General features: G+C 72.3%; 14 protein-coding genes. 4 read left to right on the top strand and 10 right to left on the bottom strand.

Translation table 11 applies throughout. From position 1 onward, the window contains the following. Positions 1 to 115 precede the first annotated feature (115 nt). On the top strand, positions 116 to 4,786 hold the full coding sequence (locus tag DEI88_RS13200; RefSeq protein ID WP_111072471.1) for an Ig-like domain repeat protein: 4,671 nt from the start codon (positions 116 to 118) through the stop codon (positions 4,784 to 4,786). Positions 4,787 to 4,912: 126 nt separating this feature from the next. Here DEI88_RS13200 and DEI88_RS13195 read toward each other — a convergent pair whose 3' ends face one another. The 4 genes from DEI88_RS13195 to DEI88_RS13180 all read right to left on the bottom strand — a co-directional run bounded on the left by DEI88_RS13195 (position 4,913) and on the right by DEI88_RS13180 (position 12,105). Beyond that, on the bottom strand, positions 4,913 to 5,650 hold the full coding sequence (locus tag DEI88_RS13195; protein ID WP_111072489.1) for a class I SAM-dependent methyltransferase: 738 nt from the start codon (positions 5,648 to 5,650) through the stop codon (positions 4,913 to 4,915). A gap of 115 nt (positions 5,651 to 5,765) precedes the next feature. Further along, entirely contained in the window at positions 5,766 to 6,008 is a 243-nt protein-coding gene (locus tag DEI88_RS13190) for a hypothetical protein (RefSeq protein WP_111011163.1), read from the bottom strand. Between the two features lie 265 nt (positions 6,009 to 6,273). Continuing rightward, positions 6,274 to 10,122 carry an ATP-dependent RNA helicase HrpA gene (gene hrpA, locus DEI88_RS13185; RefSeq protein WP_111072470.1) on the bottom strand — a complete coding sequence of 1,283 codons (3,849 nt, stop codon included), beginning with the start codon at positions 10,120 to 10,122 and terminating at the stop codon, positions 6,274 to 6,276. Positions 10,123 to 10,203: 81 nt separating this feature from the next. Beyond that, positions 10,204 to 12,105, bottom strand: coding sequence for a thioredoxin domain-containing protein (locus tag DEI88_RS13180; protein ID WP_111072469.1), 1,902 nt, complete (start codon positions 12,103 to 12,105; stop codon positions 10,204 to 10,206). A 166-nt stretch (positions 12,106 to 12,271) separates the two neighbouring features. Here DEI88_RS13180 and DEI88_RS13175 point away from each other — a divergent pair, with 166 nt between their 5' ends. Next, positions 12,272 to 12,964, top strand: a complete 693-nt coding sequence (locus DEI88_RS13175) for a hypothetical protein (RefSeq protein WP_111072468.1) — start codon at positions 12,272 to 12,274, stop codon at positions 12,962 to 12,964. A gap of 7 nt (positions 12,965 to 12,971) precedes the next feature. Here DEI88_RS13175 and DEI88_RS13170 read toward each other — a convergent pair whose 3' ends face one another. Then, positions 12,972 to 13,517 (bottom strand): TetR/AcrR family transcriptional regulator, encoded by a 546-nt coding sequence (locus DEI88_RS13170; RefSeq protein WP_111072467.1) that lies wholly within the window; start codon positions 13,515 to 13,517, stop codon positions 12,972 to 12,974. A 93-nt stretch (positions 13,518 to 13,610) separates the two neighbouring features. Between DEI88_RS13170 and DEI88_RS13165 the strand changes: the two genes are divergently transcribed. Beyond that, positions 13,611 to 15,140, top strand: a complete 1,530-nt coding sequence (locus DEI88_RS13165) for a carboxylesterase/lipase family protein (RefSeq protein WP_111072466.1) — start codon at positions 13,611 to 13,613, stop codon at positions 15,138 to 15,140. On the opposite strand, the gene DEI88_RS13160 is transcribed toward DEI88_RS13165, so the two are convergent. From DEI88_RS13160 to DEI88_RS13145, 4 genes are all read right to left on the bottom strand, one after another. Beyond that, positions 15,129 to 16,181 (bottom strand): NAD-dependent epimerase/dehydratase family protein, encoded by a 1,053-nt coding sequence (locus DEI88_RS13160; RefSeq protein WP_181441265.1) that lies wholly within the window; start codon positions 16,179 to 16,181, stop codon positions 15,129 to 15,131. The two genes, DEI88_RS13165 and DEI88_RS13160, sit on opposite strands and share 12 nt — an antisense overlap. Further along, complete coding sequence (locus DEI88_RS13155; RefSeq protein WP_111072464.1) at positions 16,178 to 16,654, bottom strand: GNAT family N-acetyltransferase; 477 nt, start codon at positions 16,652 to 16,654, stop codon at positions 16,178 to 16,180. The genes DEI88_RS13160 and DEI88_RS13155 overlap by 4 nt, the downstream gene beginning before the upstream one ends. Before the next feature lie 107 nt (positions 16,655 to 16,761). Continuing rightward, a complete protein-coding gene (locus tag DEI88_RS13150) occupies positions 16,762 to 17,604 on the bottom strand; it encodes a sulfurtransferase (protein WP_111072463.1) in 843 nt (280 codons plus the stop codon). A gap of 130 nt (positions 17,605 to 17,734) precedes the next feature. Further along, positions 17,735 to 19,303 carry an MFS transporter gene (locus DEI88_RS13145; protein ID WP_111072488.1) on the bottom strand — a complete coding sequence of 523 codons (1,569 nt, stop codon included), beginning with the start codon at positions 19,301 to 19,303 and terminating at the stop codon, positions 17,735 to 17,737. Between the two features lie 129 nt (positions 19,304 to 19,432). Here DEI88_RS13145 and DEI88_RS13140 point away from each other — a divergent pair, with 129 nt between their 5' ends. After that, positions 19,433 to 20,095 carry a TetR/AcrR family transcriptional regulator gene (locus DEI88_RS13140; protein ID WP_181434938.1) on the top strand — a complete coding sequence of 221 codons (663 nt, stop codon included), beginning with the start codon at positions 19,433 to 19,435 and terminating at the stop codon, positions 20,093 to 20,095. Between the two features lie 110 nt (positions 20,096 to 20,205). Here DEI88_RS13140 and DEI88_RS13135 read toward each other — a convergent pair whose 3' ends face one another. Next, on the bottom strand, positions 20,206 to 21,837 hold the full coding sequence (locus DEI88_RS13135; RefSeq protein WP_111072462.1) for a dolichyl-phosphate-mannose--protein mannosyltransferase: 1,632 nt from the start codon (positions 21,835 to 21,837) through the stop codon (positions 20,206 to 20,208). Between the last annotated feature and the right edge of the window lie 19 nt (positions 21,838 to 21,856).

The following is a 21,856-nucleotide window of genomic DNA, read 5'->3' as shown; positions in this document are numbered from 1 at the left end:
CTCGATGCAGGTGAATGGAACCGGCGGCGTCAGTACCTTGGGAGGACTCGGAACCCCGGCATCAGCCGCTGCGACCGAGCCGACCCGAACCCCCTGATCCGACAGGACCGCTGCCGTGTTCGCTGCCGCGACCGCGCGCCATCGCGCGCGCCCGAAGAGCGCCCGCCGCCTCGCCGTGCTCGGCGTCGCACTCATGCTCGGCGGTGTGTCCGTCGGGCTCGCCACGACCGCGGCGGAGGCGGCGACCACGACGGCGACGACGCAGTACGCGCAGGAGGCGTTCACGGGCCCCTCGATCGCGGACTCGGGTTCCTTCATGAAGCCGACCCTGCCCGGTGGGACGAACATCGCCTGTCTCACGGCGGGGACGGACACGTCGCAGACCCCGGTCCCGGGCTGCGCCACCACGGCCGTCGACAGCAGCAACGGCGCGCTCCGCCTGACGGACGCGACGGGGACGAAGGTCGGCGGCGTGGGAGCCAAGGGCGCCGTCCCGATCGCCCAGGGCCTCGACGTGACGTTCGACTCCTACCAGTACGGCGGCAACGGCGCGGACGGCATCGCGTTCTACCTCGCTGCCACCGACCCCTACGCGCCGAAGCCGCCGACCCAGACCGGTCCGACCGGTGGATCGCTCGGCTACAGCGCGAACCACGACTACGGCTCGACGGCGAGCGGCCTGCCCTACGGGTACCTCGGGCTCGGACTCGACGCGTACGGCAACTACAAGACCACGACGTACAGCGGGACGAACTGCACCACCGGAGTCGCCTCGAACACCACGAACGGCAAGGCGAACGTCACCGTCCGCGGCCCCGGCAACGGGACGGTCGGCTACTGCTACATCGCGAGCTCCCAGCCCTCGGGTGCCCTGACCGAGGCCACGGTGTCCAGCCGGACCGACGCGGACGTGCCCGTCGAGATCGTCGTGAACACCTCGACGGCGACGGTGATGTCGAAGGGGATGACGGGTGCGAACGGCACCTCGGTCCTGCCGAAGACCGCCGTCCCCGCGGGCAACTGGGCGATCGTGTACGACTCGATCGGCGCCACCGCTGGACCGCAGACCCTCATGGGCACCCTGCCGAACGTGACCACCTCCGGTGCCACGTTCCCCGCCAGCTGGATCGATCCGTCGACCGGGTACCCGTACAAGCTCACCTACGGGTGGGTCGGGTCGACCGGCGGCTCCTACGACGTCCACGAGGTGAACCAGTTCACCGCGACCTCGCTCACGGGCGCGGTGCCGCAGCTCTCGGCCACGGCGTCCGTGTCGGACCCCTCGCCACAGCGCGGCGACAGCGACATCTACACCGTCACGCCGGCCGTCGCCGCGAGCGGCGGTGCCGAGCAGGGCCTCGTCAAGGTCACCACCCGGTTCGACGCGGGTGCGACGCCGAACGCTGCGGGTGGTTCGGACGGCACCTGGAGCTGCGCGACGGACCCGTCCGACTCCAGCGGTCAGACCGTCGCGTGCACGGACTCCTCGGCCGCCGGCACGCAGCCCGGCACCGCCCTCCCCGCGATCCACATCCCGTACACCGTGAGCGGCGCCGTCGGCACGACCGCCACGATCACCTCGACCGTCGCGTCGACCGACGCCCTCACCACCGCGTCCGCCCACGCGACCGCGACGGTCGCGCACGTCCCGACGGCCCTTCAGGTCTCGGCCTCGCCGGCCTCCATCACGGCCGGGGGTGCCACGACGGTGACGGCCGCCGTCACCACGACCGGCAGCCCGAGCAGCACGATCACGGCCGCGACCGGCGCCGTGACGTTCACGCAGGGCGGCACGACCGTGTGCAGGGCGGTCCCCGTCGCGAACGGCACCGCGTCGTGCTCCGTCGTCGAGGGCGCCGCCGGTCCGCACGTCGTGACCGCGACCTACTCGGGCGACACCACACGATCCGGGTCCACGGGCACGGCGTCCGTCGACGTCGCGCTCCGCTCCTCGGCGTTCACCGTCGGCGCCTCACCGGCTCAGACCACGCGCGTCGGCGTCGAGCCGACCTACAGCGCGACCGGGCTGCCCTCGGGTGCGACCGGGACCGTGACGTTCCTCGTCGACGGCACCGCCGCCTGCACCGCCGACGCGAGTACCACGACGCCCTCGTGCACGCAGCCCACCACGCTGGCGCTCGGCGACCACGTCGTGACCGCGCGGTACTCCGGCGACGGCGCGACCGCCGCCTCCACGGCCACGAACACCGCGACCGTGCACGTCGGCCAGGCAGCCACGAGCTCGGCCACGACCGTCGACGGTCACACCACCGCGACCACGACGTACGGTGACGTCCCCACGTTCGCCGTGACGGGCCTCCCGTCCGACGCCGCGGGCACCGTGTCGTTCCGCGACCCGTCCGCGGACACCGGGTCCGCCGACGCGCCCGCGCTGTGCCAGGTGACGCTGCCCGACACGTCCTGCACGCCGACGAGCACGCTCGACGCCGGTGCGCACCGCATCGTCGCGACCTACGCCGGCACGACCGACGGTGACTACGCCGGCGGCACGTCCTCCGTCGCGACGCTCACGGTCGACCGGGTACAGGCCGTCCCGATGACCACCACCGTGAGCGACCCGACCCCGACCTTCGGCGACGAGCTCACCCTGTCGGCGACGGGCACACCCGCCGCAGCCAGCGGCACCATCGCGTTCACCGACGAGAGCGGCGCCCCGCTGTGCACCGTGCACCTGCCCGCGACCTCGTGCACCACGACCGCGCTGGCCGCCGGGGACCACACGGTCAGCGCGAGCTGGGACGGCGACACCGACCACGTGGGCGGTTCGAGCGACCCGGTCGCCGTGCACGTGGCGAAGGCCACCGCCGCCATCGGCGTGACGGCCGACGGCCACACGAGCGACGCCGACACCGTGACCTACGGGACGACCGCGCGCCTGACCGCCACGGGCCTCCCGAGCGGCGCCGCCAACGACAGCGTCATCCGGTTCGCGACGACCGGTGGCACCGTGCTCGGCACGGCCACGGCCGGGAGGCCCAGCATCGACACCGACGCCGCCCTCACCGCCGGCAGGTACCAGGTCATCGCGCACTGGGTCGGCGACGACGACCACGAGGCCGTCGACAGCCCGGTCGTGACGCTCGTCGTCCAGCGCGCCACGACGGCGATCGGGGCGACCATCGACGGCGGCAGCACGAGTTCCGTGGACTACGGCGACACGGCCGCGCTCGCCGTGACGGACCTGCCCGCCGGTGCGTCGGGCACCGTCACGTGGGCGACGAGCGACGGGCTGGCGCTCGGCTCGGCGGACGTGCGCGACGGCTCAGCTGCCACCACGGTCACACCGTCGACCCTGCACGAGGGCAGCTACGCGATCACCGCGACGTACACGGGCGACACCGACCACGTCGGCAGCACGAGCCCGGCGGTCCAGCTCGTCGTCGCCGCGAGGTCGAGCAGCATCACCGCGAGCGTCAGCGACGACCATCCCGTCCACGGCACGCCGGTCACCCTGACCGTCGCCGGCATCGCTCCGGGTGCCACCGGGACCGTGACGTTCACCGACGACGACCACCAGGTCCTCTGCTCCGTGCAGCTCCCCGCGCTCTCGTGCACGACCTCGGCCGCGCTGGGCGCCGGGACCCACACGGTGACGACGACGTTCGTCCCGGGCGACGACGACCACGCGCCCGCCACGGCGACGCAGACCCTGACGATCACGGTCGCCAAGGCGCCCACGGCCGTCGCCGTCGTGCCGGGCAGTGGTGGCACGGGCGCCGGGGGCGGGAGCGGCAGCGGGACCGGGAGCGGCAGCGGGAGCGGCTCGGGTGGCGGCGGCGCGGGCGGCGGCAGCGGCGCTGGCCTCGGCACGATCGACACCACCTACGGCACCGGCGTGGTGTTGACCCCGACCGGGCTGCCCGCCGGCGCCACGGGCACGGTCACGTTCACCGACGACGCCGGCACGACCCTCTGCACCGTGCAACTCGGGCGCGCGACGAGCTGCACCACGGTCACCGACCTGCCGACCGGCACACACCAGGTGACGCCCGTCTACTCGGGTGACGCCGATCACGACGGCTCGACCGGCACGCCCATCACCATGCACGTGGCGCGGGCCGCGACCGCGGTCACGGTGCACGCTGCAGCGTCGAGCACCACGTGGGGCGACACGGTCACCCTGACGATCGGTGGCCTGCCCGCGCACGCCACCGGTACGGTCACCCTGCGCGTCGACCACCGGGTGCTCTGCACGCTGACGCTCCCGCACAGCACGTGCTCGACCGCGGGCATCGTGCCCGGCTCGGACACGGTCGCGGCAGCGTACACGGGCGACGACTCGTACGGACCCTCGTCGGCGACGACGGCGATCGTCGTGACGGCGATCCACACGGTCGAGCCGATCGTGGTCCCGTCGAAGGCGAGTGGGTCCTTCACGGCCACCTGGAAGCCGATCCCCGGTGCCACGGCCTACCGGATCGTCGTCTCCGCGAGCAGCGACCTCGCCCACGCGGTCGCGTCGCGCACCCTCGGTGCCGGTGCCACGACTGCCGTGTTCACCGGCCTCGACCCCGACACGACGTACTCGTACCGGGTCGAGGCGCTGAACCCCGACGGCGTCGTGCTCGGCATCCACGACGCGGTCGCCCGGACAGCGGTCGCCGCGGTCGTGTCCGTCGGGCAGCTCGCGTTCACCGGGTCGGACATCGCGGTCGGCATGGTCGGCCTCGGCGCGCTGCTCCTCGTGCTCGCCGGCGCCCTGCTCGTCACCGCGAACCGGCTCCGGGAGCGGCGGCCGGGCCCGATGCGGAGCGGTACGGTCTGACCCTGCGTCCCCGGCGGTCGGGTCTCCCCGTCGCCGGGGCGCGTGCCGACGACGAGTGTGTGGTCGGACGACCGCGCACTCGTCGTCCGTGCGCGCGCGTTCCCGCGTCTTCGTTCTCGGGCGTCGCTACCGGGAGGCGCGGTGCGCGTAGGTCACGTAGGGCACCGCGATCACGTCACCGGAGAGCGCGGGGTCACCGTCCAGGAGGTCCTCGATCCGACCGAGCACGGCCTGGCGCTCCGCCGCCTCGAGCGTGCTCACGTAGCTCCGGGACGCCACCATCGCCAGGAACTCCTCCCGGCTCTGCTCGTGCACCCAGCGGACCTCGTGCCGCTCGTGCCTGGCGAACGGCGGCGCGAACGCCGGGTGCTCGACGCCCATCACGCGCTCACCCGGCTGGTGCATGAGGGCGCTAATGCGCGCGACCCACGGCACGGTCTCGTCCCGGAGGTTCCAGACGAGCCCGAGCGTGCCGTCCGGCCGGAGCACCCGGCCGATCTCCCGCGACGCCGCGACCGGGTCCATCCAGTGCCACGCCTGGGCCACGACCACGGCGTCGGCCCAGTCGTCCTCCAGCGGGATCGCCTCGCCCGTGCCCTCGAGCACCGGTACGTCCGGGAGCACCCGCGCGAGTGCAGTACGCATACCGGGATCGGGCTCGACCGCGAGGACCTCGGCGGCGAGCGTCGTCAGCACCCTCGTCGCCTTGCCGGTCCCGGCACCGAGGTCGACCACGCGCGACGCGCCAGGCGGCAGCACCCAGGCGATCGCTTCGGCGGGGTAGCCGGGACGCCCCCGTTCGTACACGTCGGCGACGGCGCCGAAGGACAAGGCGTTCCGGTCATGGTGCTCGTCGTGCTGCATGCCGACAGCCTCGCACGTGGTCACGCGACCGGAGCGGCCGGTCGGACGCCCTGAACCACCGCCCGCTCGGTCGCCCCGGTCGTGCTCGCACGCTTCGTGGCGGACGCGGCCGCGCTCAGTCGAGGACCGGTTGGCCCACCGCGATGCGCCGAGCGTCGTCACGCAGCCGACGGAACTCGGCGATCGCCTCGTCGTCGGAGATGACGGCTGCCTCGAACCGGTCGCCGACGGCCAGCAGCCGGAGCCGCTCCCGCGCCGCCTGCGCGGGATCCATGCTGGACGCGTCGTCGATCGCCTCGTTCGCCTCGAGGCGCGCGAGCAGTGTGGCGCGGTTCCAGCGGTGCAGTGCGAAGGCCATCTCGGTTCCGTTCCCCGTAGCGGAGCTCGACAACGTCCGCGCACGGACGCCGCCCGACCACCGGGCGTGCTCATCACGCTAGACCGACTGGACGGCCGGACAGTCGCTCGGCGGCGAAGACTCGGTGACCGCACGGCCCGACGTAACACCCCCGAAAGACGCGGACACATGCCGGAAAAAGCGGGGGTCGTGGCGGCGCTCCGACGGGGGGCACGGGTCCCCAGAACGGCCGACACTGCAGGTCGCCCGGCACGCCGATCGGGGTTCAGACCGACGCGAGCACCTTCGCGATCCGCTGCAGGCTCACCGTCTCGGCGGGCCGGAGCTCTTGGGCGAACAGGGAGATCCGGAACTCCTCGAGCATCCACCGTGCGTGCACGAGCTCGGCGGGCGCACCGGGCTGCGGCGGGAAGGTCCCCCCGGCCTCGAGGTACCGGGTCGTGGCGGTCTCGACGTCCCGCAACCAGGCGCGGTCCCGGCCAGGGTTCTGCTGGAGCTTCGCCACCCGGGCCTCGACACCCTGCAGGTACACGCGGAGTCGACGCAGCCGGTCGATGCCCGTCGCCGCGACGAAGCCCGGGAACACGAGCCGTTCCATCTGCTGCCGCATGTCCGTCAGTGCCGGGAGCAGGGCCATCGACGTGGCGGCCTTCAACGCGCGCTCGGCACCACGCCACGCCGTGAGGACGGCCGCGACCTCGGACACCGCTCCGAACATGGTGTCCACCACGGTCGCCGACACGGCGTCCCGGGTCGCCTCGAACACCGCACGCGTGAACACCAGCCCGTCCGGGTGCCGTCGCCGCACGCCGGCGTCCACCACCGCCGCGAGGACGTCGTCGAAGAGCGCCGTCGTCGACGGGTACGGACTCGTCGCGAGGGCGAGCTTCTCCTGCGCGGTCAGGTGCGACTGGATGTAGCTCACCGGACTCGGCACGGCGAGCATGACGAGCCGACGGACCCCCGCTGGCATCTGCACCGCCCGGTCTGCTGCCGTCGCGAGCAGCCGGACCGCCACCGACTTCCCCTCGTCGACCAGTGCCGGGTACGCGCGGATCGTGCCGTCGGCCTGGCGAGTGTCCAGCACCTGGGGCAGGTCGGCCTCGGGCCAGGTGGTGAGTCCGGAGCGCTCGGCGGTCCCGGGGACCGGAGCCGCGCCTCCCGATCGGGAGGGACGGCTCGCCGCCCGCGCGACGCTCGCCTGCGTCCGCTCCTTGAGCTGCTCCTGCAGCGTCCCGAGCGCCTTGCCGGACCCGACGCGGCGGCCGCGCTCGTCGACGACCGTGTACGTGGGCAGGAGGTGCGGTGGCACGCGCTCCATGTCGAAGTCGGCCTCGGTCACCGGCACGTGCACCATGCGCTGGATCGCCGCGGCGAGCGTCGAGCGGAACGACTCGGTCGGCTCGGCCGGCGCGTCGTCCGGCAGCACCGCCACGAGCTTCTCCGCCCAGTCGGCCGCGGGCACCACGTTCTTGCGGATCTGCTTCGGGAGCGCCCGGATGAGCGCCGTCACGAGTTCCTTCCGCAGCCCCGGCACCTGCCAGTCGAAGCCGTCCTCGCGCATGCGGGGGAGCAGCGGCAGGGGCACCTGCACGGACACGCCGTCGTCCTCGGCGCCCGGCTCGAACCGGTAGCGGAGCGCCAGACGCTGGTCGCCCTGTCGCCACTGCGTCGGGTACTCGGACTCGTCCTGCGCAGCCTCGGCGGCGGACTCGTCGAGCAGGTCCTCTCGGCGCATCGTCAGCAGGTCCGGGCGGTCCCGGCGCTCTCGGCGCCACCAGCCCTCGAACCCCCGGGTCGTCGCGACGTCGGCGGGCACCCGGGCGTCGTAGAAGTCGAACACGCGCTCGTCGTCGAGCAGGATGTCGCGGCGGCGGGTGCGCTCCTCGAGTTGCTCGAGTTCCTTCCGGAGCCTGCGGTTCGCCCGGTCGAACGCCTGCGGGGAGTCCCACTCGCCCTCGACCAGGGCATGCCGGATGAACAGCTCGCGTGCGTGCACCGGGTCGATGCGGGCGTACTGCACGCGCCGTCGCGCGACGATCGGCACGCCGAACAGCGTCACGCGCTCGTAGGCCACGACGGCGCCCTGTTTCTTCTCCCAGTGGGGTTCCCCGTAGGTGCGCTTGAGGAGGTCCCCGGCGAGCGGTTCCGCCCAGGCCGGGTCGATCCTCCCGACCGTGCGCGCGAAGAGGCGACTCGTCTCGACGAGTTCGGCGGCCATCACCGCATCCGGCTGCTTCTTCGCCAGCACGCTCCCGGGGAACAGGACGAAGCGGGTGTTGCGCGAACCGAGGTAGTCGCGCTTCTCTCGGTCCCGCAACCCGATCTGACTGAGCAGGCCCGACAGCAGCGCGCGGTGGACGGCGTCCGGGTCGTCCTTGCGTTCCGTCCCGACGTGCACCCCGACCTGCTTGGCGGCCCGTGACAACTGCCGGTACAGGTCCTGCCACTCGCGGATCCGCAGGTAGTTGAGGAACTCGGAGCGGACCTCGCGGCGGAACGCACTCGAGCTGAGCTCCGTCTGCCGGTCCTCGATGTGGTTCCAGAGCGTCAGGAGGGTCAGGAAGTCACTCGTCGGATCGGAGAACCGTGCATGCAGCTGGTCGGCACGGGCCCGCTGCTCGAGCGGGCGTTCCCTCGGGTCCTGGATGCTCAGGGAGGCGACGATCGCGATGACCTCGCGGCCGACGCCCTGCCGGCCCGCCTCGAGCACCATGCGTCCGAGGCGGGGGTCGATCGGCAACCGGGTCAGCTGCTGGCCCGTGCGGGTGATCGCGCCCTGCTTGTCCACGGCCTGGAGCTCGCGGAGCAGGTCGAGGCCGTCCTTGACGCCCCGCGAGTCCGGGGGTTGCAGGAACGGGAACGCGCCGATGTCGCCGAAGCCGAGCGAGATCATCTGCAGGATCACCGCGGCCAGGTTCGTGCGGAGGATCTCGGGGTCCGTGTACTCGGGGCGGCGGGCGAAGTCGTCCTCGGAGTAGAGGCGGATCGCGATGCCCGGGCTCGTGCGGCCGGACCGGCCCGACCGCTGGTTCGCGCTCGCCTGCGAGATCGCCTCGATCGGCAGCCGCTGCACCTTCGCACGTGGGGAGTACCGCGAGATGCGCGCGGTGCCGGTGTCCACGACGTATCGGATCCCGGGCACGGTCAAGCTCGTCTCGGCGACGTTCGTCGCGAGCACCACGCGCCTGCGGACGCCCGGCGTGCTGCTCCGCTGGAACACGCGATGTTGGTCCGCCGCGGACAGCCGCCCGTACAGCGGCAGGACCTCGGTGCCCGGGTACCGCTTGCCCTCGATGGCGTCCTGGGCGTCGCGGATCTCGTTCTCGCCGGACAGGAACACGAGCACGTCACCGGGTTCCTCGCGCGCCAGTTCCTCGAGCGCGTCCGTGATGCCCTGCAGGAAGTCGCGGTCGTCGGGGGAGCCGACGCGGGTACTCCGCCCGGCGTCACCGGTGCGTGCGTCGTCCTCGTCGAGCTCGGCGTCCACGTCGGCGTCGGCGTCGGTGCCGTCCTCGGCGACGAGGGGCCGGTAGCGGATCTCGACCGGGAACGTCCGGCCCGAGACCTCGATGATCGGAGCCCCGTCGAAGTGCCGGGAGAACGACGCGGGGTCGATCGTCGCGCTCGTGATGATCACCTTGAGGTCGGGGCGCCGCGGCAACAGCCGCTTCAGGTACCCGAGCAGGAAGTCGATCGTCAACGACCGCTCGTGCGCCTCGTCGATGATGATCGTGTCGTAGCGCTGGAGGTCGCGGTCGTGGTGGATCTCGTTGAGCAGGATCCCGTCGGTCATGAGCTTGACCCGGGTGTTCGCCGAGACCTTGTCGGTGAACCGCACCTGGTACCCGACGAGGTCGCCGAGGTCGCTCCCGAGCTCCTCGGCCACGCGCTCCGCGATGGTCCGCGCCGCGATCCGCCGTGGCTGGGTGTGTCCGATGTGCTCGCGTCCGAGTTCGAGGCAGATCTTCGGCAGCTGCGTCGTCTTGCCGGACCCGGTCGCGCCGGCGACGATGACGACCTGGTGGTCGCGGATCGCGGCAGCGATGTCGTCGCGCCGCTGCGACACGGGCAGGTCCGGCGGGTACGAGATCGCGATCGGGGTGGTCGGCATGAGCCCTCCAGTCTACGTCGCGTGGCTCCATCCGGGGCCCGCAGGGTCGTGCCGACCTGCCGTGGCCGGGGAGCGGTCGGGTCAGGCGGACAGGCTCGCTGCGAGTGCGTCGATCGTCCGCGCCGGTAACGCGCAGACCATGTCGTGACACACGTAGGCCGCGGGGGCGAGCGCATCGCGGTCGACGAACAGCTCGAAGCCCGCAGCGGCGAAGGCACGGGCCTGCTCGGGTGTCACCACCGCGACGAGCGTGCCGGGACGTCGCTCGGCCACGCCGCGCCGGGCCATCGGGTCGTCGGGGTGCTCGACCACCACGACGACCTCGCGACTCGGTCGGCCCAGTTCGAGCGCGAGCCCGAGTGCATCGGCGTGGCCGAGGGGTTGCCGCAGTCCGTCGTTCGCCCGGCCAGCGACCAGCTGAGCGGCGATCGAGCCGTACCGGGAGTCGCCGGTCAACTCCGCGAGGCGGGCAGCTGCACCCGCGAGTCCCATCGAGCCGCTCCGCAGCGCCGTCTGGGGTTGCTCGCCGGCATCGGTGCCTGCGGCCGCGAGGACCGGATCCGCACCCACCACCACCCGAGCCCGGCCCGCGTCGTCGAGCGTGACGGCATCGTCGACGATGGTCCGCGCCGCCATCGCGTACCGGGCTTCTCCGCTGGCGAGCGCGAGCTCGGCCAGCCCCTCGGCGAACAGCCCGATGTCCTCGAGTGCGGGCCCCGCGGCGGAGGGACCCCGGGGCGTCGAGGACCGGATGACGACCGCACCGTCGCGGACGTGTGTCGCGAGGAGATGGTCAGCGGCGCTGCGAGCGTCCTCGATCATGGTGGGATCCGCGAGCGCCGCCCCGGCGATCGCGAGGGCACGGATGGCGAGTCCGTTCCAGCCGGTGAGCACGTGGTCGTCGAGCGGCGGCGGGTCGAGCCGAGCGCGACCCGCGGCGTCCTCGCGGTACCACGCACCCTCGACGCGTCGGCCGTCGATGGTGCTCTCGCTGTCCTGCGCCGCGACGAACACACCGTCCGCCGTCCGCAGCACGGCGTGCAGGAACCGGGCGATGCCGCGCGCGAGCTGCGGGGCGATGCCGTCGGGGCGATGTCGGGCGAGGGCACCAGCGGTCGCGAGCAGCCCCGCGTTGTCGTACAGCATCCGCTCGTAGTGCGGCACGCTCCAGTCACGCCGGGTGGCGTAGCGGAAGACGCCGCCGTCGAGGGGGTCGAGGAGGTCGGACCCGGCGATCGCGGTCAGGGTTCGTTCCGCCAGGTCGAGCGCCTGCGCGTCGCCGTCGGCACCGGCATCGACGAGGAACTCGAGCAACGGCGCGTTCGGGAACTTCGGGGCCGACCCGAAGCCACCGAACTCCCGGTCCTCTGCCTCCGCCAGTCGGTCCACGACCGCGTGCACCGCCGACGGATCCGGGAGGGTCGTGGCGGGGCCGCCCCGAGCCTCCGAGCCGGCGTCGTCCGCGCCGCCACCCGCCTGTGACTGTGCAGTGATGGCGGCGGCGATGCCGTCGGCGTTCTGGTCGACCTCGTCCCGCCGGTCCGTCCAGGCCTCGCGCACCGCGCCGAGCACCTGCCGGAACGAGGGGTGCCCCTGCACGGGTTCGGGCGGGAAGTAGGTGCCCGCGTAGAACACCCGGCCCCCCGGTGTCATGAAGACGCTGAGCGGCCAGCCGAGGTTCTGGGTGAACGCGCTCGCGCCGATCATGGCGCTGGAGTCGACGTCCGGGCGCTCTTCGCGGTCGACCTTGACCGACACGAAGTCCCGACGGAGTTCGTCGGCGATCGCCGGGTCGGAGAACGACTCACGGGCCATGACGTGGCACCAGTGACAGGTGGCGTAGCCGATCGACACGAACACGGGGACGTCGCGCTCCGCGGCCTCGGCGAACGCCTCCGTGCCCCACTCCCGCCAGTCCACGGGGTTGTCGGCATGGGCTCGCAGGTAGGGACTGACGGCGGTGCCGAGACGGTTGTCGCTCATGGGCCCAGCCTTGCACCGAGGCCGCGCGCGTGGTCCCAGGCCGTCCCGGCTGTGGAGAGTGCCCGCTTCCGGTTGACGTTGTGGACGTCACGCAGGGAATCGAGGAGGGCTGCCCCCGGTGCCCCGTCCGATCCTCGGGGCACCACGCTGTCGGTACAGTCGCCCTGTGCCGACTGCGGATGACGACGGGGACGCCCTCGACGCGCAGCTTGCCCCGCTGCACCCCCGTACGCCTGCGCGCATCCGGGAGTGGTTGCTGCCGTCGGTCCTGCTCGGCCTCGCGGCGGCGGCGGTCATCGTCGGTGTCGTCACGATCGGTGCGCGCGGCGGGCTCCACGCGCTCGGATGGGCCACGGTCACGGCTGCCGTCCTGGTGATCGTCGACGCCGTCACGCTCGGTGCGCTCGGTCATCGCGCCTGGCTTCGCCTCACGCCTCGTTCGGTCGGGGTCTACCTGCGCTTCACGGTCTCCTCGCGCGCGGGCGTCGTCGCGGTCGCGTTGGTCCTCGGTTCGCTCGCTGGCCTCGGGATCGTTCTCTACCCGGCCGCGGTCATCGGGGTCTCCGGCCTCCGCGCCCGCCCATTGCCGCTGGCGCGCGAGGCGGCCGAGCTCGAGCGTCGGCTCCGTCGGACCACCACCCGAGCAGCCCTGCTCAACGCCGTGATCATGATCGTGCTGCCGGTGACCCTCGGCCTCGTCGTTCGGGCCCAGAGGACCGCTCCGAACCTCATCGAGCAGGCCTGGACCGTGCAGGCCGTGATCCTCCCGGCAGTGGGGCTCGCGCTCGGGGCGTGGGCACTGCTCCGCCTGCGCGCGTCGGACACCCGCGCGCACGTGGAGGACGCGCCCGACCACTGAGCGCCGATCAGGAGGCACCGAACGGCACGAAGGACCGAGCAGCACGTGCCCACTCGGTGTCGAGCGTCCCGACGTCGAGCGCGGCGAGGGTGTTCATGAGCATCCCGAGGCCGATGAAGGTCTTGACGGGCACGTCGCCCAACTCCGACCGTTCGGCCACGGTGTTCCAGAGGCGGCCGAACGCGTCCTGCATCGCCGCCCGGACGGTCGGGTCGGCGCACGCCGCGAAGCCCTGCATCTGCAACAACAGCCGGTCCCGGTCCCCGAGCATCTCGACGTAGGCGTCGCCCATCGCCGTCAGGGCCTCAGCACCGGTGCGTCTCGCTGCCGCTGCGACCATGCCCTCGGTGAGGCGGTCGCAGGCGGCGACGACGACATCGATGAACAGGGCGCGCTTGTTGCCGAAGAGCCGGAAGACGTACGCCTCGCTGATGCCGACCTCGCGCGCGATGGTGTCGATCGACACCCCGTGCAGTCCCGAACGGGCGAACGCCACGGTCGCTGCTCGGCGGATCTGATCGCGTCGTTCGTCGGCGGTTCCGCGACCGGCCATGGCGTCCTCCTGGAGTCCGTGCTGTCACTTGTGTGAGTGGTCGCTCACACGTAAGTTGTAAGTGACCACTCACAGTACCGTGGAGGAGCAGCGATGGAACAGAACGAGCAGGCGGAACACGTCGTCCACGTGTCGGGCGGCAGCATCCGGGGGACCGCCGAACACGGCATCCGACGGTTCCTCGGCGTGCCGTACGCCGCCGCTCCGGTCGGCCGGAACCGACTCCGACCGCCGCAGCCGGTCGTCCCGTGGCAGGGCGTCCGCGACGCCACCGTGTACGGCCCGACGGCGCCGAAGGGGAGCTACCCGGCGCCCGTCGTGCCGATCCTGCCCGAGGTGACGATCCCCGGCGACGAGTGGCTCAACTGCAACGTCTGGACGCCAGTCGGCGCGGACCGCCTCCCCGTGTTCGTGTGGATCCACGGCGGGTCGTTCCTCCAGGGCTCCGGCTCGCTGCCGGAGTACGACGGCACCGCATTCGCCCGCGACGGCATCGTCTGCGTCACCATCAACTACCGGCTCGGTGCCGAGGGATCCCTCGTCACGGAGGACGGCTCGCCGAACCTCGGCATGCAGGACCAGGTCGCCGCGCTCCGATGGGTTCGGGACGAGATCGCGCGGTTCGGCGGTGATCCCGACCGGGTCACGATCGCCGGGGAGTCCGCCGGTGCAGCATCCGTCGCCACCCTGCTCACGATGCCGTCCGCACGCGGCCTCTTCGCCGCGGCCGTGATCCAGAGCGGTGCCGGCAGCCAGCTGCTCCCGGTCGAGGAGGGACGGGCACTGACCGACGCGCTCGCCGCGGACCTCGGGATCCCACCGACCACCGCGGCGCTCGCCGCAGTCCCGTCCGACACGCTGGTGGAGGCCGTGAGCGGCGTCGTCGCCCGCGCCAGCGCCGGCGGATGGGGATCGATCCCACGTGGTGGTGTCCCGTTCGCGCCCGTCATCGACGGCGACCTGGTGCCACTCCGGCCTGTCGACGCGGTCCGTGCCGGGATCGCCGCGGACGTCCCCGTCCTGCTCGGGACGACCCGGGACGAGTACGAACTGTTCGCGCGGCCCGCGGGACTCGTCGACGCGACGGACGACGCGGGGCTCCGTGCCGCTGCCGAGCGGTGGGGGCTGCCAGCGGAGGGCCTCGACGTGTACCGGCGGAGGCGACCCGGGGCGACGCCGGGCGAGCTGCTCGTGGCCGTGGGCGGCGACCAACGGTTCCGGATGCCGACGGTCGCCCTGGCCGAGGCGCTCGCGGCGCGCGGCGTGGAGCAGAGCGCCACGACAGCAGCGCAGGGGTCGTCCGGGACCTGGATGTACCGGTTCGACGCCGTGGACGCCCGCGACAACGACGGCCTCGGCTCGTGCCACGCCGCGGACACGCCCTTCGTGTTCGAGACAGTGACGCTTCCGGAACTCGCCCCTCGGATCGGACCGCATCCGTCACAGCGGGCCGCGCGCACCGTGCACGACGCCTGGGTGACGTTCGTGCGCACCGGGCGCGCGCCGTGGCGTCCCTACGACCTCGATCAGCGGACCACGGCCCTGCTCGCGGACACGATCACCGAGGTCGACGACCCGGACGGTGACGAGCGACGGGCGTGGAACCCGGCGTCACTCGCGTAACGACAAGAGCGTGAGTGCCGCGTCCTCGGGGCCGTAGTCGAACAGGCGCTCGAAGAAGGGATCGGTGGCCCAGGGGACGTCCCCGTCGGCGGGTGTCGACTGCGCCACCTCGACGAGCCAGTCGACCTCGGGCAGGACGGCGTCCTCGAACCGGGGCGGTTGCCAGCCGAGGGTGCGGGCGGCCGAGGTGTCGAGCACGACCGGCGAGGGCGTCCACCACGGACTGCGGCCCGTGAACGCGGAGGTTTCCTGGTCGAGCAGGACCTCCTCCCACCGGTGTCCGAGGTGTCCGGCGATCGTCCGGACGACGTCGAGGACTGTCGGAGCCGGCTCGTCCGCGACGTTGAGGATCCGGCGATCCGGCGCGTCGGCGACGAGGTGCACCAGGCTGGCGACACCGGCCGCGGCGGTGGTGTGGTCGATGCTCATCCCGCCGTCGGCGAGGGCGATGTGGGGCCGATCGTCGAGCACCCGCCGGACGACCCACCACTCGCGCGGCCGGCCGATCCCGACCCCGTACACCTTCGACGGACGCAGGACCGTCACCGGGGCCCCGTGGTCGAGCAGGACCTGTTCCGCGGCCACCTTGTTCGCCGCGTACCCGTCTCGGGAGGTCGGGTCGCCCTCGCCCGCGGGGACGGTCGGCTGGGCCTCGGTGATCGGCACCGGGAACACCGGACGTCCGAGTGAGTTCGCGTGGCGACCACGCTCGTCGGCGTACACGGCCTTCGTCGAGAGCAGCACGGTCGAGGCGACGTCCGGCAGGTACGGCGCGAGTTGCCTGGCGTCCGTGGCGGTCGCCGCGACGCCGTCCACGAGCAGGTCGGCTCCGTCGCGGAGGACGTCGCGGAGCAGCGCGCCGTCCCGTCGATCTCCCGGGACGAAGCGTGCACCACGGGCGACGAGCGCATCGGCCGCCGCACCGCCCCGTCGTGCCACCACGTCGACCTGCCAGTCGTCGGTCGCGTCGAGCAGCTGCCGGACGATCGCCGACCCGATGCCCCCGGTGCCGCCGAACACCACTGCGCGGCGCGCGCTCATCGTGCCGCTCCCGGTGCCATGTCGTAGGTGATCCACGGTGTGGCCGTGGCGTGGGCGTCGTACAAGGACCGCGCCGTCGCGTTGTCGGCAGCGGTGATCCATCGGACCACGGACGCACCCCCGTCGGCCGCGACCGACCGAGCCCGGTCGAGGAGCATGCGGCCGAGCCCGAGTCCGCGGTGCTCCGCGGCGGTGAAGAGGTCGTCCAGATAGAGCCCGAGTGTCGCGCTGGCGGGCCGCGCGAACCAGCGCAGGTCGGCCAACGCGCCGAGGGTCCCGTCCGGCCTGGACGCCACGAGGCCGAAGAGTCCGTGGTCGCCCCGGACGATCCACTGCCAGGTCCGGTCCACCACCGCGTCGTCGTGGTCGAGGCGGTAGAACGTGCGGTACCCGCGGTAGAGCGCCCGCCACGGTGCCTCGTCCTGGGGCTCGACCGGGCGAACAGACCAGGTCGTGGTCGTCGTGCTGTGCATGGCGTCACGGTATCCCGTGCCGTCCCCACGGTCGGACCGCTGCCCGGTCCCTGTGGACCGGACCGGGCCTCCCGGCCGTCGGGAGGGGGAGCGAGCCACCGGCAGGATCAGGAGGCGACCGGCTCGGGCGCCCGCGACCAGTCCGCCAGGGAGCCGTCGTAGACCTGCACGTGGTCGTGACCGAGGACCGTCAGGGCCAACGCGTCGACGCAGGCGGCGGTACCGACACCGCAGTAGGTCACGACCTCGGGGGCGTCGAGCACGGGGGCGAAGACCGTCGACAGGGTCCGCGGGCGGAGGAAGGCGTTCGTGTCCTCGTCGATGACCCGGTCGATGGGGATCGCGGTCGTCCCGGGGATGAGCTCGGGTACGGCGGGACCCAACTCGCGCTCGTCGGCGGCGCACACCAGGGCGGCTGGCTCCGACCCGTCCACCGCGCGCTCGACGCGGTCGCGGTCCGCCCACATCGGTCGCTCCTCGGTCGCGAGGAACGTCGACGACCGCGGAGCGAGCGCCCCGAGGCGGATCGGGCGCCCCTCGCGCGACCACTTGCCGAACCCGCCGTCGAGCACGGCCACGGTGTCGAAGCCGAACGAGCGGAACAGCCACCAGAGCCGCGAGGCCCACTCGCCCTGGGCGGCGTCGTAGACCACGACGGTCGATCCGTTCGAGACGCCGAGCGCCGAGACGGCGCGCTCGAACCGCGCCACGTCCGGACGGGTGAACGGGATGGCCGCTCCGGGAGCGCTGAGGTCGTCGACGAGATCGGCGAACACCGCACCCGGCACGTGGCCGTCCTCGACGTACGCGTCGTGCGCGGACTCCCAGCGCGTGTCGCGGCCGATGCCCGACGTGCGCACGGTCGCGTCGATCACCACGAGGTCGTCCGACCCCAGGTGGTCGGCGAGCCACTGGGTCGACACCAGGGGCGACGTCAGGAGCGGGGACATGCCGACAACATAACCCGCACCCACTGACGCTCCACAAGCTCCGGCAACACGCCGAAACGCGGGGTCATCCGGCGTCGTGGACGCTCGGACGACCCCGCGTCGTCAGCGGCGACGAGCGCCGGGAGTGTGATCAGTGCGCGGCGGTCGGGATCGAACCCGTGATGTCCGACGACGCCGCCTGCAGCTTGGCCAGGCGCACCCGCTGTCGGTTGATGATCAGACCGCCCGCCAGTGCCACGAGGACGAGCACGCCCGACGAGATGAAGAACGCCGTGTGGTAGCCGTCGAGGGCCGCGCGGGCCTGGTCGAGCTGGCTGCCCTTCGTCCCGGTGAGCTGGTCGCGCACGACGTCGGCGAAGATCGTCGACAGCAGCGCGGTTCCGATCGACCCGCCGATCTGCTGCATCGTGTTCACCATCGCCGAGGCGACGCCGGCGTCCTGTCGGGCGACTCCCGAGGTGGCGGTGGAGAACGCCGACGAGAAGATCAGGCCCATGCCGAGACCGATGACGATGAGGCCCGGGAGCACGACGGGCGCGTACGCGCTGTCGAGCTGCGTCCGGGTGAGGAGCAGCAGACCGACTGCCGCGACCAGACCACCGATGAAGATGAGCACCTTCGGCCCGACGCGCGGGAGCAGGCGGGTCCCGAGGATCGTCGAGCTGAACATGATCGACAGCGGCATCGGCAGGAACGCCAGGCCGGTCTTGAGCGACGAGAACCCGAGCGTCTGCTCGAGGTAGTACGTCAGGAACAGGAAGATGCCGAACATGCCGATGGCGACGAGGCCCATGGCGAGCAGCGAACCGCCGCGATCACGGTCGAGCACGACGCGGAGCGGCATGAGCGGGTGTGCGACACGGGTCTCGATGAGGACGAAGAGCGCGATGAGGACCACGCCGGCGGCGAGGCAGACGTAGGTCAGGCCGTCGTTCCAGCCGTTGGTCTCGGCGTTCGAGAACCCGTAGACGATGCCGACCAGGCCGGCCGTGATCGTGACGACCCCGAGGTAGTCGATGCGGGGCCGCGGTGCGGCGACCGGACGCGGGATGAACAGCAACGCGCCGACGAACGCGAACGCCGCGATCACGAGGTTGACGTAGAGGCACCAGCGCCACGAGGCGTACTCGGTGAGGACGCCGCCCAGGAGCAGACCGATCGCGGCACCCGATCCGGCGATCGCGCCGAAGATGCCGAAGGCGCGCGCACGTTCCTTCATGTCGGTGAACGTCGTGGTGAGCAGCGACAGGGCCGCGGGTGCGAGCAGTGCGCCGAAGACGCCCTGGAGCGCGCGGGCGGCCACGAGCAGCCCGAACGTGCCCGCGAGGCCGCCGAGCATCGAGGCGAGGGCGAACCCGATGAGCCCGATGATGAACGTGTTCTTCCGGCCGAAGAGGTCCGCGAGTCGCCCGCCGAGCAGGAGCAGGGAGCCGAACGCGAGCGAGTAGGCCGTGACGACCCACTGGCGCTGGTCGGTGCCGAAGCCGAGGTCCTGCTGCGCGGACGGCAGGGCGATGTTCACGATGGTCGCGTCGAGCACGACCATGATCTGCGCGATGCCGATCACCGTCAGGACGATCCAGCGGTGGTCCTTCTTGTCGATGGGCGAGGGGTTGCGGACCCCGCCCTCGGTGCGGCGCGCCGCACCCGCGGTGCTCGTGGGCACCGCCCCGGTCGTCGCCGTCTGTTCTGACGTCATGATGGCGTCCTCCGTCACTCGGATGCAGTGGATGTGGAGGCGCGCACCGTCGGACGCCTCGCTCAGTGTAGAGCGAAACGGATGCGCCGCATCCGCTTATTCCCAGAAATCGGGATTAACGTTCCCGACATGCCCACCACGTCCCATCCGGACCGGGAGGCGCGACCACTCCGCGCGGATGCCCTGCGGAACCGAGAGCGCATTCTGGCCACCGCGCGACGGCTCTTCGCCGAACGAGGGCTCAGCGTGACGCTCAACGACGTCGCGCACGAGGCGGGCGTGGGCGTCGGCACGGTCTACCGACGGTTCCCCGACAAGCACGCCCTCGTGGACGCCCTGCTGTCGGCGAAGTTCGAGACCCTGTCCGCGCTGGTGGAGCGCGCCGCCGCCTGCCCCACCGGACGCGAGGCCATGCGCGCCTACCTGCTCGGCGCGCTCGAGTTACGCGCGAGCGACCGGGCACTGGCCGACGTGATCGTCCGGGCCCACCCCGCGTCGCCCGCGCTGCGACGGGACCGGGACCGGATCGACGCGGAGATGACCGCGCTCGTGGATCGCGCCCACCGCGAGGGCGCGCTGCGAGAGGGCTTCCAGGCGCGTGACGTGCCGATGCTCGTCGTCATGGTGGGTGCCGTGGCCGACCGGACCCGCGCCTGCGACCCGGACCTCTGGCGCCGGTACGGGCAGATGCTCATCGACGGGGTCTGCCCGCCCGCCGTCGAGTCGCCGCTGCGCGGGCGCCCCCTCGAGCGTCAGGAGCTCGAGCTCGCGCTGAACGCGGCTCCGGCCTGACTGCTCAGTGCCACCTGACCGCTCGGGGCCCCCTGACCGGTCAGGGTCCCCCGACCGCTCAGGGCCCCCGACCGCTCAGGGCCCCCGACCGCTCAGGACCCCCGGACCGCTCAGAGCCAGGACGAGAACCAGTAGTGCGACCGGACGAAGTCCCACGAGGTCTGCGTCGCCGTCCACATCGGGTACCAGTACGCGGTGGCCGCGCTCGCCACGGCGAGGTACACGATCACCCAGACGATCGCCCGGGTCCGCCTCGGCCGGGGATCGTCCCGTGACCCGAGGAGCATCGCCAGCACGGCGGCCAGTCCGATGACGAGGTAGGGCTCGAAGGCGATCGTGTAGAACTGGAACACCGTGCGCCCGGCGTACAGGAGCCACGGCAGGTACCCGGCGGCCACCCCGAGCAGCACGTACCCGGCCCGCCAGTCCCGCCGACGCACGAACAGCACGAGCAGCACCACGGCCGCGATGACCGCCGCGTACCAGATGAACGGGTTCGCGATGTCGGTGATCGCGGCTCCGCACCGCTCCGACGCGCAGCCGTCCTGCCCGAGGTCCGTGCCCTGGTAGTACATGCTCGTCGGGCGCACCATGAGCAGCCACGTGAACGGGTTCGCCGCGTAGGCGTGCGGCGTGTGCAGGGTGATGTTGAAGCCGTAGATCTCGGTCTGGTAGTGCCACCAGTTCTGCACGCTGGTGGGGACCCACGCGAGCAGACCGGTCCAGCGGTGCCCGCCGTTCTGGATCCAGGTCCGGTCGTACCCGCCCCGCGTGAGGAACCAACCGCTCCACGACGCCAGGTAGACGACGGCCGCGACCGGGACGGTCAGCAGGAACGTGACCGGTCCCTGCCGGAGGACCGCGCTGCTGCTCCAGAACTCGATTCCCGCACGACGCCGCATCATCATGTCGGTCAGCACGCTGTACACGGCGAAGAACGCCAGGAAGTACATGCCCGACCACTTCGTCGCGGTCGCCAGGCCACAGGCGAGTCCCATGGCGAACAACCAGGGCCGGAACCACAGTGACGGCCCCCAGAGGGTGCTCCGCCCGGCGTCCTCGCGGCGCGTCAGCCATCGATCGAGCCGCTGTTCCGTCCACCGGCGGTCGAGCAGGAGCGCCCCGAACCCGAGCAGGGCGAAGAAGCCGACGATGCCGTCGAGCAGGGAGACGCGGGACATCACGATCGCCTGGCCGTCGATCGCCATGAGGAACCCGGCGAGGGTGCCGACGAGGGTCGACCGGAACAGGGACCGGGCGATGACGGCGACGAGGAACACCGTCGCGATCCCCACGGCCGCGACCGTGATGCGCCATCCGACCGCGTTCGCCCCGCCGAACAGGAGCTCGCCGAGCCCGATGAGGTACTTGCCGAGCGGCGGGTGTGCGATGAACTCCGCGACGTCGGTGTAGATGCCGGTGGCGCCGCCCGCGAACCGCTGGTCCGTCGTGGGGCCGTCGTTGCCCACGTCCGCCGGCCACGAGCCCTCGTACCCGAGGTGGACGATGGACCAGGCGTCCTTGACGTAGTAGGTCTCGTCGAAGACCAGGGTGTCCGGTCGGCCGATGTCCCAGAGGCGCAGGACCGCGGCGAGCAGCGTGACAGCGAGCGGACCCGTCCATCGCCAGATCGCGACCCGCGTCGACGTGGTGAGCACGCGTGCCCACCAGTCGTCGAGTCGTGATCCGCGGGGACGATCGAGGTCGCGCGGGGAGCCGCGTTCGGCCAGGTCCGTCGTCACCCCAGCATCCTAGGGAAGC

Origin of the sequence: Curtobacterium sp. MCBD17_003, from assembly GCF_003234885.2 — a bacterium.
In the GTDB taxonomy this organism is placed as follows: domain Bacteria; phylum Actinomycetota; class Actinomycetes; order Actinomycetales; family Microbacteriaceae; genus Curtobacterium.
The sequence above is the reverse complement of the archived record's forward strand: the minus strand, read 5'-3'. Positions and strand labels throughout refer to the sequence as shown.